Source organism: Neoalteromonas flava (assembly GCF_002807685.1).
In the GTDB taxonomy this organism is placed as follows: Bacteria; Pseudomonadota; Gammaproteobacteria; order Enterobacterales; family Alteromonadaceae; genus Alteromonas_E; species Alteromonas_E flava.
Window position 1 is genome coordinate 474,052 of sequence record NZ_PEAX01000002.1, and the last position, 14,644, is coordinate 488,695.

The window sequence follows — 14,644 nt, forward strand, 5'->3', positions numbered from 1 at the left end:
TTACATAATCCGAGAAAAAACTCGGCGGCGACCTGCCGTAGACTTATTCCTGCGCAAGCGTGAGCGCAATTCGCTGCGCTTGTCATCAAGCCATGACGCTCTGTCAACAGTGGAATCTGCACCTTTGCGATTGGTTTCAGTTATCCGGTAAGCGCAAAATGCCTGATACGCCTCCAAGTCTTCAGACAAATCACGGATCACTAACTCAATCATAATTGCATCATCGAGATACCCCAAACCTGGGATGCTATCGGGCACCAAGTCGTGTGGTTCAGCGAAATATGCCAACGACGTTAACACTTCAATCCGTTCATCTTCCGGCATTTGCCAATCTTCATCTTGCACCGCTTGGATTAACATCTCGAGGGAAACTAAACGTTTCGCAACGAAATCAGGAACCCTTGCTTGCTCCATTTCAACGCACATCTCTTGAGCTCGAGCGATAATCGTGTCTGCAGGAAGGTCTTTGGCCTTCTCGATAGCAGCCGTCATCAAGCTTTTAAAATGCTCTAGATCACTTTCATTGAGTTCAATATTAATATCTAACGACATGCGTGATTCCCTTTATTATGTTTTATTCAAATGTTAAGCATATGCTATATCAATGCGAGTTTACAGACGCTTAGTAACGAAATCGACTCGACGTAATAAATTTTGCTCGATTAATCTAACCAATAGTAAACCTTGTCATGCGAATTTGCGACTTATCACATTGTTACAACTAGCACATTGAGGGCAATCCTGCATGTTAATCCAGAAAATGGCTTCACAACTAAATTGCTACTCTAATCAGTGAGCGAAGCTTGCTACTTTATAATGTCTTTTGTACCTAATGCTCATCAATAGCTAAAACGGTTCGCAGAGGCTGCAAAAAGGGCGCAAAATTTTGCCACTGAGTTAACGCTGAACGATAAATTGGCTGCCGCACTTGCTCAGAACTTGGCGTTTTGATTAACCGTTGAGTTTTATAGAAGTCGATACAACCTTGCTCAAAAGGTAAGTGACAGAAATCCAAAATTCTGCGCACTTGCGTAGCCAAATCATCCACCACATCCTCATGTTGAACTCGCAACACAAAGTCAGGTAAAACACTATCCCAGTGCGCCATTAGTCGCTGATAATCGTTGTAGTAACGACCTATGTTTTCGAGGCTATAGCTGAATTCCTGTCCTTCCCCGAACAATTGTTTGAAACCACTAAAGCAACAGGCCATTGGATCACGCCGAGCATCAATGACTTTAGCCTTCGGTAAGATCAATTTGATCAAACCAATATGGAGGAAATTGTTTGGCATTTTATCAATAAAAAAGGGAGCTTGCCCCCGATAGACTTGAGTATCTTTTATGTATTGTTCACCAAATTGCTGCAGTAAGTCGGGGTTTATGTTTTTTAATCGTTGTGGATATCCCTTACCCCGCCCCTGCAAGCGGGATGCGAGACCTAGGATATTGTGTAGCTCCATGGTACCGTCCACCTGCGAATGACTCGCTAGGATTTGCTCGAGCAAAGTAGAGCCTGCTCGAGGTAGGCCAACAACAAATATAGGGGCGCTGGCATTGCTTCCAGTGCCTTCATAGTGCGCAAATAGTTCGGGGGTAAAGGTAGCAATTTGTGCATCTACTTGAGCAGAGAATAAATCGGGATTGTATTGAATTTGCTCCTGCTTAAGCGCGTTACCTTGTGCGTAAAAATCAAAGGAATCGCTGAACTTCTTGGCATCTTCTAGCCCTTTCGCCAGCGCAAAATTAATATGGACCCTGTCGTCAACTGTAATATCATCACGCGCCAACTGCTCCTGCATTTGAGTGATTTCCACATTTGAAAAACGGTAGGTTTTGGTGTTTGCCAAGCTCCAATACGCATCACCAAATTCGGGCTTTAATGCGTAAGCACGTTGATAAGAATTAATTGCTTCTGGGAGTTTTCCAGCAGCTTTGAGTGCGTGGCCAAGTAGCAGCTGAACACCGTGAGATTCCTCTTTTGTTAACAGTTCGCGATAGAGCGATATCGCCTCTTCCACCGCGCCGATGCCAACAAGCGCCGTGGCTTTCGCAGTTTGTAACACCGTATGTGTTGGGTAGATTGCAAGCATACGATCGGCCAGCGCAAGCGCCAGTGCGAATTTCCCCATTTTGGCAAGTAACTTAAGGTATTCTAAACCCGCCCCCAAATGCGTCGGGTGCAACTCTAGAAGTGTTTCGAGGAGGAACTCTGCCTCATTGTATATCTTGAGCTGCACACCGATCTCAGCCAACAACAGCATTGCCTCTGGGTGCGTTTTATCCTGTTGCAGAAATTGTCTACACAGCTGTTCTGCAACATGGAGCTGTCCTTCATACATTAAATCGCGCGCTTGCAAAATAGCAGGGGGCAACGCTTCCAATTGCTCAACTTGTTGCCTTGCAATACGCTCTGCTTGTGGATTATGAAGTGCACGATATAACGGGATCAATGCTCGCCAGCTAGTGATTAAGGCAGGATTACGTTTAGTCGCTTGAAAAAAACCAATCGCAGCTTGTTGCACATCTCCGCGCTGCTGAAATAAGTAACCACGCTCTTGATAGCCACGAGCGTGCTCTGGATAACCAGTAAGTAACTCCTGTAAGGCCTGTAAAGCGCGCTCAGGCTCGCCCTTCAAACGCAGAGCGACAGCTAACATATAGCGCAATTCAGCAGCTTCAGTCGGCTGACTCTGTGCTGCAAATATAGCCTCTATTGCGGCAATTGCTTGAGCAAATTGACCACTTGCGATCTGTTGTTTAATTACACTGGTTTGATCCACTTAAACCCTTATTCGTTCGTTTACCAATCGTATCTTACCGATATCGCGCCAGAAAATGAAAAAGGGCAAGTTTGCACCTGCCCCTTTCAATTTATTTAGTCACCGTCTAGAAAAAGTCGTAGGACAATCGCAACCCAATAGTGCGTGGTCGATTGGTGACAACCTTCGGAGTAAATTGTTGATTATCAATATACAACGTGGCGTTTTCATCAGTGATGTTATCGATATATAGCTCCGCTTTCCACTCATCATTGGTTATCCCAAATGCAATATTTGCGATAGCGTAGCTGTCTTGGATATATCGACCTCCCTTAAAGACTTGCCCATTAGCATCAGTGTAGGTGACACCTTCATACACGGCAGCCTCTTGCTGAATACTCAGACCAGAGCCAGTGCCATACACAAGCTGTGTAGTATCTTCCAATACGTATGCGTCCATCTTCATGCTCGCGAGTCGATCCCCTGTGTAGGCTATTGATCCGTTGATATACCCGGTCATTCCATCTGGAAGTTCATAGTAGTATTGAGCTCGAAGGTTGCCAGAGAAACTCGCTGAGTAAGGCAGTTCACTTCCTACCCCCGGCGCAATCCCTTGTAGCTCTGGGTTGATGCGCGTGAGTTCGGTGTCCAGCATGCTGAATGATGCGTTGATTACTAAGTCATCAGTCGCTAGCCAAGTGATGTCCGCATCTAAACCCTTGATCTCTGCATCACCTACATTATCGGTAAATACTAAGAAACTGATATTGGTCGGATCGAAGCGCGAGGTTTGCAGATCAGTAATCTCAGAATAATAAGCCGTGGCATTGATCCGCAATATTCCATCAAGAAAGTCACCCTTCATACCAATTTCGTAGTTGTCTAGGGTATCCGTGAGTGAATACACAGGGATCCTAAACCCTTCAAATGCACCACTTTGATTGGTCGCTTGGCCACCGCCAACACGGTTCGTTACTGGCGGTCTAAATCCTTCTGAGTAGGTGGTAAAGAGCAGCACATCTTTATTAACTTTCCAGTCAAGTGATGCTTTAAAAATAACATCATCGACTGTTAGCACACCGTCGTCGTCCAACAGATCGACTTCCAATTGACCATTTGCAATGGCTTGCTGAATGAGCGCGGGGTCCTCCCCAACCGCAGCGAGTTCATTGGGATCCAAGGTACCAAACGCGCGGATCCGACGAGTCACATCTACTGTAGTTGTAGAACCTCGGAAGATATCCTCGATTTCATACCAACGTGCTCCAATCGATGCGGTCACCGAGTCTGTGAGGTCATACTCCAGTTGCCCAAACAGGGCAATTTGGTTAATTTCATGCGTGACATCATTAACAAAACTCACTTCTGACTCAAATGGGCCGCCATCACTGTTAATGCCTTCTGTACCAACTGTCGTTCGCGCTAGATTAGAAAAGAAACCTAAGTCGGTATTCCCAATGTTAAACTTACCTACCGTCGCCACCTCTTGCTCATCATAGAAAATACCGGCAGTTATACGCCAATCATTATCAGCATCGGTATTCACCCTAAACTCATGGGTCATGCGCTTTGTAGAAGTGTCTTCTTTATAGAACTTGGTAGGATCTAAGCAACGTTCATCCGCGGGTGTGGCTGCTTCATAATGGTTACATACATAGTAGGCAGCAAATAAGCCCCCATTTGTATAACCCGTGTAATCGATAGTTGAGTCGATTTGACGGTCAAGGTAGCCACCGGTATAGACCAAATCCAATTTTTCGAGGCGACCTTCCAAAGTCCAAGTCGTTAAGCCAAACTCATCATCGTTATCTTCTGGTACGAAGCGATTGGCCGAGCTTTCTCCGGCTAAATTAGGATCATAGGCAAAAACCCCTTCAGTTGAGAGGATCTGTTGAGTGTGCTGGACTAACAACTTCCAATTATCATCGAAGATGTATGAAAGGCCGAAGCGTGCGCCAGAATAGACCGCATCATTGAAGTCTTCCTCAACCAAAGCATCATTATTCGGCGCTACCACCGGCGTATTTTCAGGATCGCTGAGCACACCGCCAGAAATACGATCAATGACTACAGCACTGCCACCATATCCGCCGTTAGCCGGGTCGTTCAATACGTTATCTATCCAGCCACCTTGGCGCTCATTATAGGCTGCCACCCGAACTGCAAGATCATCGGTTAGTGCGAAATTCATGAACGCTTCAACGGTGTTACTCATTTCACCGCCTTTGGTAAACGCGAAGTTAGTATCTACGCCGGCGGCAAAGCCAATATGGTCAGGTTTTTTGGTAATTAAGCGGACCGTACCCGATTGTGAGCTAGCACCAAAAAGGGTTCCTTGTGGGCCGGGTAAAACTTCAACGCGTTGCATGTCAGTCGCAAATATATCTAAGTTCCGCCCCTGCATGCTGACGGGTTGTTCATCTAAGTAAAATGCGACTGATGGTTGTAATGCTTGTACTGAAGAAACCGCAATATTAGTTTGCGACGTTGCCGCACCACGAATATATATTTCGTTTTGTCCAGGCCCAGTTCCTTGAAACACTACGTTGGGTAAGAACTCTACGTAGTCCTGAAAATTATCAACGCCCAAGTTTTCTAGCGCTTCGCCATTTAAGGCGGTGACCGATACTGGGATTTCTTGTATTGATTCTGTGCGCTTGGTGGCAGTTACTTCGATTGTCTCAATTTGCGCTTTACTCGGTACATTCGCATTAGTTTCCTGCGCCGAGGCAGGCACAGATGCGAGTGCGGCGACAATTGCGCAGCTCAGTTTACTTCGATTCATAGTGTGCTCACTTATTTTGCTTTTTATTTGTATACAACTATATAAACATAGTAGAAAACCACAATATAGGTTCAATTCTAATTATATTTTTCTAAATTAAATCAATATTATCAGATCTAAATAGCACCTTTATGATACTCTGCAATCGTTTATAAATTGTATTCAATATAATTGAGAAGTTATTTAAATACCGTCTTTGATGCTTTATATTGAGTTTTAAAGCGCAACCAAAGAGCGGTATCTATGCACCTAAGGCGAGATCTACGTGGCCAATAATCACTCTCATTTGAATGCTAAGGTGTTTTATCCAGCATCCATCGCGATTACACTGCTGTTGGTATTTGCATTTATAGCGCCGGATCTGGCCAGTCGCAGTTTTGCAACGATTCAGAGCGCTATCGTAGACAATGGTAGTTGGTTTTATGTCCTCACCGTTGCCATTATATTGTTACTCGTCACCTATCTTGGTGTTTCGAGATATGGGTCGATTCGGCTAGGTCCTGACCACGCGACTCCCGATTATTCCTTTGTCACTTGGTTATCAATGCTGTTTGCCGCAGGTATGGGTATCGGCCTGATGTTTTTTGGCGTAGCTGAACCATTGATGCACTACATTGCGCCGCCTACAGCCGACGAAGGTACGGTCGAGGCCGTACGTGAAGCGATGAAAACCACTTTTTTCCATTGGGGGGTGCATGCCTGGGCAATATACGCTGTTGTTGCTTTGGTATTAGCTTACTTCAGCTTCCGTCATCGCCTACCTTTGACTTTACGGTCCGCGCTGTATCCTTTTATTGGTGAGCGGATCCATGGCTGGATTGGCCACACGGTAGACATATTTGCCGTCATAAGCACTATATTTGGCGTTTCCACTTCACTCGGGCTAGGCGCTTCGCAGATTAATACCGGGCTGAACTACTTGTTTGGCCTCGAAATTTCGAATACTAATCAAATAATTTTAATGGCCTTGATCATTAGTGTTGCCATTGTCTCGGTTGTCTCAGGGCTCGATAAAGGCATTCGCCGCTTGTCAGAAACCAATATGATTTTAGCGATTCTATTGCTTGGATTTGTCCTTGCGTTGGGACCGACGGTATTCCTACTTAAAGCATATCTACAAAATACCGGGGCATACCTTTCGGATATCGTTAGAAACACTTTCAATTTATTTACCTATGAACCTACGGATTGGATAGGCGGTTGGACAATATTTTACTGGGGGTGGTGGTTGGCATGGGCCCCCTTTGTTGGACTCTTTATCGCCCGTATTTCACGCGGACGAACTATTCGCGAGTTTGTTATTGGTGTGCTGTTAGTCCCAACCGCGTTTACGTTGTTATGGATGACCGTGTTTGGCAACACAGCGATTGATTTAGTGCATGGCCAAGGAGCAAATGACTTAGCTAATCTGGTCAATGAAAACACCTCTGTCGCGTTATTTGTTTTTCTCGAGCACTTTCCATTTTCAGAGGTATTAATTGTGGTTGCCATATTGATGGTAATTATTTTTTTCGTCACCTCCTGTGACTCAGGTGCAATGGTTGTTGATATGTTATGTTCTCATGGCAATAATAACACTCCGGTATGGCAGCGTATTTACTGGACTGTGGGTGTCGGCGTAGTGGCGGCAATTTTACTTGCTGCGGGCGGTCTATCAGCCTTGCAAACAATGACCATAGCAGCGGCGTTACCGTTTGCGATCGTGCTCACGCTGTCAATGTTCGGATTAATAAAAGCATTGCGGATCGAAGGCTACAAGCGCGAGAGCTTACAAATCAACACTGTCCCATTGCAACCGACTGAGAGCGCATCAGCCTGGCGTGAACGCTTGCACAATATCGTTAACTTTCCTAATCGCCAAGCCGTAGTAACCTATATCAATAGTACTGTAAGCGCAGCATTTAAGGCCGTGCAAGAAGAACTGGCTAAAAATCAGATCCAAGCAGAAATTCAAACGACTGACAAAGGTATAGCATTGAGTGTTGAACAAGGGGATGAGCAAGGGTTCGTCTACGCCGTTTATTTTCGCCAGCACGTGCAACCAGACTACACCCAAACTGACACAGAAAATATAGACAGCGATGATGATCAGTCATACTATCGTGCCGAAGTGCATTTGAGTGAAGGCGGCCAAGACTACGATATCATGGGTTGGTCTAAGCTCGCTGTAATCAATGACATTATAGAGCATTATCATAAGCATTTGCATTTCTTACACATGTTGCGCTGACGGGCTCCCTTAGACAGCGCCATGTTCGTTATAGCTAGTTAAGAAGAACAGTCATGCAGAAAGACGAAGAGTTACTAGTCGCGTTGCGCAAAGTCATCCGAGCGATAGACCTGCGCTCAAAACAACTCAGTAAAGATGTTGGCCTTACTGGGCCACAGCTGTTAGTAATGCAAAATATCGGTAAGAAACCCGGCATTATGGTTCGCCAAGTTGCTGATAATATTAATTTGAGCCCCGCAACGGTGACCAGCATTTTGGATCGGCTGGAGAGTAAAGCGTTGGTCCAGCGCGTTAGGAGCACTGAAGATAAGCGCAAGGTAGGTTTATTCTTAACTGAGTCCGGCACAACGATATTGCTAGATGCACCGCTCCCCTTCCAAGAACACTTTACTAATCGCTTTGCACAACTTAAGGAATGGGAACAAAGTCAGATGGTTGCTACCCTGCAGCGCATTGCCAGTATGATGGATGCTGAAGATATAGATGCTGCGCCGGTATTAGAAGTGGGCAGTATCGCCGACAAATAAGCGATTTACAGTCAAAATTGATGTTGACGGAAGAAACCTTGCACGTAACCCAGGTCATGCTGATAGCGGGCGGGATCGAGACTGTCAATCGCACTTTCGATATCTGTAAAAAATCGTGGCTCGAGTTCAGCGACTTCATACGCTTGTCTCAGCTGAGCCTCAATGGTTAATGCCACATCGGAGTCAAAGATAACCACTGAAAGCGCTTCTAAACCGATTTGCTTGCGGATAACCGTGTGTTTCACAAATGAGTCGAAAGTGCTTGGTGGCATCAAACTTTCACCGTATAACGCACTAATTTGCGCCCACGGCTTTTTATGATCGAATTGCTGGATATACCCTGCCATATCCCTTGAGCCGATCCGCATAGTTTGGTCGTTCCAGGGGCCGCGACCAGAAAATAATAACAATTGCCCACTGCGGCGAGTAACAAACTCACCGTGGCGTTGAAAAGTTGATTTATCCAAAGACAATCGGCAATCCTGTTTTTACATCAATACGATCCAACGAGTTTCCAGTATATTCATCGAGCAACATCTCTACTACTGCTTGGCCATAGCGTGCATACCAAAAATCGCCCATTTGTTTGAGCTTGGCGATATTACCTGCACTAATATCATCCATGGCATCATCAGCAGGATTTGCTAAACCTGGTTGATGAGTTAATTGTGAATTTACGCGAATATACTTACCGTTTTCTACCATGGTAATCGCCTGATAACCAACGACCATCTCGTCAGATAAAATATCAATAATATTCCCTTTGGTCATCCATTGTAATGCTCCCCAATGCTGAGATTCAGGGCCGTTCAACTTGCGCGTACGAAACCCGGTTCCTACCGAAATTACCCGCAAGTCACTTAACCGAGAGTCACTCCAGCAGCGCCTAGCTTCAGCGATAGCACACATAGTTGGATTATTCGCAATAACACCACCATCTATCAACCAGCTATCAAAGTCATTATCTTCAAGACGCATCGCTTTGGTCGGAAAAAATGTAGGTGCGGCGCTTGATGCATCTGCGACATCAGCTGAAAGCAACTGACAATGTGCTGGCTTTGTTGTTTTAATAACATACGGACGACGCTTTTCGATACCATACGTCACGCAAAGTACATGCTTGTTGGGCTCTACATTTTGTAACTTAGCATCCGCAAAATTTCTCTCCAGCACGGTTCGCTTACCCTCAGCCGAGTACTTAGGGGCATTTACACCATCAATCTCAAACCAACCTCGATTTTCACTAAAAATATGTTTTGCGTTTTCAACACTATACAACTGATTGATATCTTCCATCGTCAAACGCGTTGTTGCTAATGCCAGTGCGATAATACTGCCAGTGCTAGTGCCAGCATAAAAATCGACACAATCGCGAAGGGTCTTATTAGCTCGCTTGGAAAGCTCAGCTTCAACGTGGGAAAGAAACTGCGTAGTTGCAGCACCACGGATTCCGCCGCCGTCCAATGACAGGATAAGTTTACTCATGGATGTCCACTATCTCATCGGGGGAAATTTATCTATTAGAATAGTTCAGATGGGCAAAACTACCAGTATCAAACCGATACTGGTAGTTCAAACGCAAGTCTCATAATAATAAGCTCCATCGTCGCCTAACTTGCGGTTAATCTCCTCAGCAGCCACTAAGTAGTTCAAGTGCGCTAAGCCTTCAGCGTTAGCAAAAAACATGGCCTGCCCGTTCAGTGGACGCGTAAACAGTTGTGGTAAACACTGATCAAGTGTTCGCGGCATCCGACAAAAATCACGTAAACGCGCAAGTTGCTCTTGATGGTGGGAGACTAACGCTAGGATCCGATCATGCAAGCCATAGAACGGCATACGATGTGAGGGGAGGACTAATGTGTCTTTGGGAAGAAGTTTAAATTTTTCTAGCGTCTTAAGATAACGAGCGAGTGGGTTAGCTTCAGGTTCAGTGCTGTATACACCAATATTTGGTGATATTTCTGGCAAAACATGGTCACCTGAAAGCAATAAGCCTTTTTCAGCGCAATACAGGCACACGTGTTCGGGAGAATGACCTTGACCTACAAGCACCTGCCACCGTGAATTTCCTAACACTACCGTTTGTTCATCAACGAGCCGTTCGAAACTAGTTGGAATAGGGCTCACGGCAGTCGCAAAACCTTGCCGACTCTTAAGTGCTTTTTCAATGTATTCAGATGGCAAGTTGCAACGTTGCATAAACTGCCTTTCAACCCAATTATCGGCTCCCGCAGCACCCGCTCTTATGCTGCGTGCTGAAAAGTATTCACTAAAGCTCATGGCTAACGGTACACGGAATTTTTCAGTCAACCACCCAGCATTACCAATGTGGTCAGGATGCATATGAGTGACGATAACTCGCGAAATTTGTAACGAATAATCCCTTATAATTGCTTCCCATAACGCTATGGTCGCTTGGTCATTAACCCCAGTATCGATTACTGCGTAGGCGTCACCATCCTCGATTAGATAGAGGTTTATATGATCTAATGCAAATGGCAAAGGCATGCGCAGCCACAGTACGCCGGGCGCTATTGCAACCAGTTCACCTGCCTCAGGTGCTGTTTTACCATTATATTCTTTAACCATGGAAACCTCGTAAGGAAGACATCACATGTAAACACAAACACTACAAATGACAATTCATCGATCTTGATTCATAACTATTGATCCGATTTATTGCCTTCTTAGAGATAAAGAGACTATGCTCTTGGTATCGAATATTTCATCGAAAGAACGAATTTCAGGCCATCTAGTTTGGATAAAAATCTGCTCTCTATCGCGTTTGTAATACACCTCTTGTTCCTATCAATCGTTGGCTTGGAACCGGTATCGGCAAATGAAAATAGCTTAACCTCAACGACTCAAGTGCCAGTGCGTGAGTGGTCAGATCCGATTCGATATCAACTCAATCAAATCGATTCGGATCCAAATGCTGTAATTGAGCACGCGATGCTGCAATTACGTACTTTGGACTCAACGACTTCGTCAGGCAGTCCTTCCAGCGCTGAGTGGCTATACTTGCTGAGCAAGGCGTTTTACGCGCAGATAAAAGCTGACCAAGCGTTGTGGCATGCTGAACAAGGTCTCACCTTAACAAGCAAGGCTCAAAATCCGTGGCTGTATTACCAATTAACTCTGGCGAAAACGAATGCGCTCGATTTGGCCGGCAAAGCCGAAGAAGGTATTTCGTTAGTTAATGAAGTATATGCGTGGGCCGAGCAAGAATCAGATTTTGCATTATTACAAGAGGCCGCCATATCTGATGGCTTAATAAATTTAACCTTAGGTGATTACACCACTGCATTGGACAGCTTCCAACAAGCTGAACAACTGAGCAGATATGCAAACACGTATCCCGAACCTCACATTGCATCATTCATTGCATTGGTTTACGAATATCGTGGTGATGTTCAAGAAGCCATGATGTATTTTGAAATTGCTGCCAATTATTACCGCAACGAAAGTAAATGGTTAGAGTTGAGCAATGCAACCTATGGCTTAGGGCGGGCCTACAAGTCACTAGGTGAGCTAGAAAAAGGTAAAACAGTGCTCTATGAGTCATTAGAATTATCTAAGCAAATAAAGGATACACAAGGTGAAGCTTATACACTAAAAGAGCTAGCATCGATCTACACTGAGTTAGAAGAATATGAGCAAGCGCGGAAACTAATTGCTCGAGCGATCAACATATTTTCAAATACCTATAACCCCTACATGATGTTGAACTCGTATTTGATCCTAACGGATATTGAAATCGTTGCCGAGGAATACCAAAGTGCACTTAACAACGTCAATCAGGCATTGGAGTTCGTTACTGGCGAATCGATGCGTCCACATTTGATCGATGCGCAACAAAAGAAAGCGAAAATTTTGAGTCTGTTAGGTGATTTCAAGGCAGCTTATGAGCTAACAATCGAAACTGAAACGCTCGCCACTGAGTACCGCAAGCAACAGAGTGAAGGCGAGTTTCTGCGTATTAGAGCCGAATTCGAGCTCGACAAACAAACCGCTCAAAATGCTTTATTAAGTGCCGAAAACGAACGCCAGCAGGCTTTGCTAGTCGCTAAAAACCAACGGGAATTACTGTGGCTTATTTCAACTCTTTTTGTAGTTGTGATTTGTATTGTCTTATTGGTCCTATACTTTAATGATAAACGCACCAAAGCCAGATTAGAAAAGTTAGCTCACCATGATTCACTTACGGGGTTGTATTCTCGACATTTTGTTATTGAGAGTTTAGAAAACCTGATGTCAGTTGCTCATCGTTATAATGAACCGCTTAGTGTTGCAATGATTGATATTGACTTCTTTAAACAACTCAATGACGAGTTCGGTCATTCAGCTGGCGACGCTGTTTTAAGAGAGTTTGGTGAATATTCTCGCATGACCTTTAGAGACTCAGACGTGCTTGGGCGCATAGGCGGCGAGGAATTTTTATTTGTCTTTCCCCGTTCAAACATAAATGATACCCAGCAACGATTAGAGGCATTTACACAAGCAACGCAGGCAATACCAGAAAACCTAAATATCAAAGGTTGGAATTTTACAGCGTCTATTGGACTACTTGAAATTAAAAACCAAACAAGTGTCGAAGAGGTGTTGCGGCAGGTAGATGAAGGCTTATACAAAGCTAAAAATAATGGCCGGGATCGTATTGTCCAGGTCGAACATAAAATTTAACGGAGAACCAATATGCGATACCTATCTTCTGCAGTAATTGTTGCTGGTGCATTTGCCCTTACACCAATTAGCAACGTTAATGCAGAACCGAGCCCAAACGACTTTATCGAACTCTTTGAAAAACTCGGTGGGCAGCACAAGGGGCAAAGAAGGGCACATGCCAATGGTGTCTGCGCTGCGGCCACTTTTACCCCCAATAAAGCGCTTGCAGAGCGTAGTACTTCTGCGCTTTTTTCTGCAGAAACTTTACCGGCTACAGTTCGTTTTTCAATGGGCAGTGGCAACCCATCGGCAGATCAACGCGCAAATGGTGCGCGAGGTATGGCAATCCAAATTAATTTACCTGACGGTAGCAAGCACCATATTGTTGGCAATAGTACCCCAGTGTTCGCCGCTAAAGATCCGGCGACTTTTTTCGGATTACTAGAAAACTTATTACCTAATCCAGAGGGCGTCGTTGACTATCAAAAAGTTGGGGCGTATATCGCAACACATCCTAGTACTCAACCATTAGCGCAATGGCAGCAAGTCACGCCCCCTCCGTATTCATATGGAACTTCTAAGTATTTTGGACTACACGCATTCTATTTTGTTGATGGCAAAGGCGAGCGACAAGTATTTCGCTGGCATACGACACCAGATGCGGGAGAGCGCCTGCTAACAACAGAAGAGAAACAAGCTTTACCTGAGTTATTTTTAAGCGATCATTTGCAACAGCAATTTAATGCCGATGGTGTTTCCTTCACTATTCATGCAACATTAGGACAACCGGAAGATACAACGATTGATCCTTCACAAGCCTGGCCTGCAGATCGAGAAACTGTGGAGTTCGGAAAAATAACGTTGAACGCTGTGGGTGGGGATGCATGCACGCCGATAAACTTTGATCCAAATGTGGTTAGTGCAGGATTCGCAACTAGTGATGATCCCGTACTAAAAATGCGTTCTCCCGCGTATGCGATATCGTTTGGTAAACGTTTATCAGGGCAGTAAATAGTTTATCAGTTGAAACTCTAATAACGGTATCTCAGTTGAAACACCCGTTGTCCCAACTGAAAGACTTATCGTCCTGTCTAAAGCAAACCTGTTCCCGGCGATTGCCGGGAGCTCTCACAAAGAAACGGATATTTTACCATCGATCTAACAGACGTTTAGGCTAATCCTTGGAGATTCCTGCGTACGCGGGAATGACGCCAATTAAAAGTGTCACGTACTTCAAAATGGGACAGCGGAAATAAAAAAGCCCCTCTCACACGAGAAGGGCTTTTTCGAATTGGGAGTCTGGCGATGTGCTACTCTCACATGGGGAGACCCCACACTACCATCGCCGCTAACGTGTTTCACTTCTGAGTTCGGAATGGAGTCAGGTGGTACCACGTCGCTATTGTCGCCAGACATAAACTGGTTATCGTGCAAATTCATGATGATTGCGAAGCTTTCATCGTGATATTTGCGCAAGGAGGACTCACAGTACTCTTGAGGAGTTTGTTAAGTCAGCCTTACTTAAACAATAAGGAAAAAGCTGTAATTTAATCTAAGAGCGCGTTTTGTATGGTCTTACGATTGTCACCACAAACACATTAGGTGTTGTATGGTTAAGCCTCTCGGGCAATTAGTACAGGTTAGCTTAACGCCTTGCAACGCTTCCACACCCTGCC

At 44.9% G+C, this 14,644-nt stretch carries 10 protein-coding genes and 1 rRNA gene; 4 read left to right on the forward strand and 7 right to left on the reverse strand.

What is annotated here, in order from left to right; translation table 11 throughout:
* The 3 genes from CSH92_RS05990 to CSH92_RS06000 form a co-directional block, all read right to left on the reverse strand.
* The gene (locus CSH92_RS05990) at nucleotides 1-552 is read right to left on the reverse strand and encodes a YkvA family protein (RefSeq protein WP_100656695.1); all 552 of its coding nucleotides are present in this window, start codon (nucleotides 550-552) and stop codon (nucleotides 1-3) included.
* Between the two features lie 277 nt (nucleotides 553-829).
* Nucleotides 830-2,782 carry a tetratricopeptide repeat-containing sulfotransferase family protein gene (locus CSH92_RS05995; protein WP_100656696.1) on the reverse strand — a complete coding sequence of 651 codons (1,953 nt, stop codon included), beginning with the start codon at nucleotides 2,780-2,782 and terminating at the stop codon, nucleotides 830-832.
* Between the two features lie 106 nt (nucleotides 2,783-2,888).
* Nucleotides 2,889-5,546 carry a TonB-dependent receptor gene (locus CSH92_RS06000; protein WP_100656697.1) on the reverse strand — a complete coding sequence of 886 codons (2,658 nt, stop codon included), beginning with the start codon at nucleotides 5,544-5,546 and terminating at the stop codon, nucleotides 2,889-2,891.
* Between the two features lie 259 nt (nucleotides 5,547-5,805).
* Here CSH92_RS06000 and CSH92_RS06005 point away from each other — a divergent pair, with 259 nt between their 5' ends.
* Both CSH92_RS06005 and CSH92_RS06010 read left to right on the forward strand, forming a co-directional pair.
* Complete coding sequence (locus CSH92_RS06005) at nucleotides 5,806-7,776, forward strand: BCCT family transporter (RefSeq protein ID WP_420807496.1); 1,971 nt, start codon at nucleotides 5,806-5,808, stop codon at nucleotides 7,774-7,776.
* A gap of 53 nt (nucleotides 7,777-7,829) precedes the next feature.
* Nucleotides 7,830-8,303: a MarR family winged helix-turn-helix transcriptional regulator gene (locus CSH92_RS06010; RefSeq protein ID WP_100656699.1), complete on the forward strand. Its 474-nt coding sequence runs from the start codon at nucleotides 7,830-7,832 to the stop codon at nucleotides 8,301-8,303.
* An 11-nt stretch (nucleotides 8,304-8,314) separates the two neighbouring features.
* On the opposite strand, the gene CSH92_RS06015 is transcribed toward CSH92_RS06010, so the two are convergent.
* From CSH92_RS06015 to CSH92_RS06025, 3 genes are all read right to left on the reverse strand, one after another.
* Nucleotides 8,315-8,770 carry a hypothetical protein gene (locus CSH92_RS06015; RefSeq protein ID WP_124916929.1) on the reverse strand — a complete coding sequence of 152 codons (456 nt, stop codon included), beginning with the start codon at nucleotides 8,768-8,770 and terminating at the stop codon, nucleotides 8,315-8,317.
* Nucleotides 8,763-9,788, reverse strand: coding sequence for a patatin-like phospholipase family protein (locus CSH92_RS06020; RefSeq protein ID WP_100656701.1), 1,026 nt, complete (start codon nucleotides 9,786-9,788; stop codon nucleotides 8,763-8,765). Before CSH92_RS06020 ends, CSH92_RS06015 begins: the two co-directional genes overlap by 8 nt.
* An 87-nt stretch (nucleotides 9,789-9,875) precedes the next feature.
* Nucleotides 9,876-10,892 carry an MBL fold metallo-hydrolase gene (locus tag CSH92_RS06025; protein ID WP_100656702.1) on the reverse strand — a complete coding sequence of 339 codons (1,017 nt, stop codon included), beginning with the start codon at nucleotides 10,890-10,892 and terminating at the stop codon, nucleotides 9,876-9,878.
* Between the two features lie 168 nt (nucleotides 10,893-11,060).
* Between CSH92_RS06025 and CSH92_RS06030 the strand changes: the two genes are divergently transcribed.
* Together CSH92_RS06030 and CSH92_RS06035 are read left to right on the forward strand one after the other, a co-directional pair.
* On the forward strand, nucleotides 11,061-12,986 hold the full coding sequence (locus CSH92_RS06030) for a tetratricopeptide repeat-containing diguanylate cyclase (protein ID WP_100656703.1): 1,926 nt from the start codon (nucleotides 11,061-11,063) through the stop codon (nucleotides 12,984-12,986).
* A 12-nt stretch (nucleotides 12,987-12,998) separates the two neighbouring features.
* On the forward strand, nucleotides 12,999-13,979 hold the full coding sequence (locus CSH92_RS06035) for a catalase family peroxidase (RefSeq protein ID WP_100656704.1): 981 nt from the start codon (nucleotides 12,999-13,001) through the stop codon (nucleotides 13,977-13,979).
* A gap of 286 nt (nucleotides 13,980-14,265) precedes the next feature.
* On the opposite strand, the gene rrf is transcribed toward CSH92_RS06035, so the two are convergent.
* Nucleotides 14,266-14,381 (reverse strand): 5S ribosomal RNA (rrf, locus tag CSH92_RS06040).
* Between the last annotated feature and the right edge of the window lie 263 nt (nucleotides 14,382-14,644).

Excerpts from the sequence above, each read along its gene's own strand:
- CSH92_RS06025 (WP_100656702.1), bottom strand. The coding sequence starts at position 10,892 with ATGGTTAAAGAATATAATGGTAAAACAGCACCTGAGGCAGGTGAACTG.
- CSH92_RS06035 (WP_100656704.1), top strand. The coding sequence starts at position 12,999 with ATGCGATACCTATCTTCTGCAGTAATTGTTGCTGGTGCATTTGCCCTT.
- CSH92_RS05990 (WP_100656695.1), bottom strand. The coding sequence starts at position 552 with ATGTCGTTAGATATTAATATTGAACTCAATGAAAGTGATCTAGAGCAT.
- CSH92_RS06000 (WP_100656697.1), bottom strand. The coding sequence starts at position 5,546 with ATGAATCGAAGTAAACTGAGCTGCGCAATTGTCGCCGCACTCGCATCT.
- CSH92_RS06020 (WP_100656701.1), bottom strand. The coding sequence starts at position 9,788 with ATGAGTAAACTTATCCTGTCATTGGACGGCGGCGGAATCCGTGGTGCT.
- CSH92_RS06010 (WP_100656699.1), top strand. The coding sequence starts at position 7,830 with ATGCAGAAAGACGAAGAGTTACTAGTCGCGTTGCGCAAAGTCATCCGA.